Below are 311 nucleotides of genomic sequence, written 5' to 3' on the forward strand. Positions count from 1 at the left end.
AGCGAGAAGACCCCCGCCACGTGCGCCGCCGCGATCTCGCCGACCGAATGCCCCGCCACGAACTCCGGCGCGACACCCCACGACTCCACCAGCCGGAACAGCGCCACCTCCACCGCGAACAGCGCCGGCTGCGTGTACCCGGTCACGTCCAGCAGCGCCGCCGCCCCGGAGCCCTCCTCCGCGAACAGCACCTCCCGCAGCGAACGCTCCAGCCCCGTGTCCAGACGGGCCACCACCGCGTCCAGCGCCTCCGCGAACACCGGGAAACGCTCGTACAACTCCCGGCCCATCCCCGCACGCTGCGAACCCTG

The 311-nt window shown here is 73.0% G+C and carries 1 protein-coding gene; it reads right to left on the minus strand.

Going from position 1 to position 311, the window contains the following annotated elements; translation table 11 throughout:
* Positions 1-311: acyltransferase domain-containing protein (locus tag IF45_RS31850; RefSeq protein WP_157846495.1), on the minus strand; the 311-nt coding region annotated here is incomplete at both ends.

Origin of the sequence: Streptomyces albidoflavus, assembly GCF_000719955.1 — a bacterium.
Classification (GTDB): domain Bacteria; phylum Actinomycetota; class Actinomycetes; order Streptomycetales; family Streptomycetaceae; genus Streptomyces; species Streptomyces albidoflavus.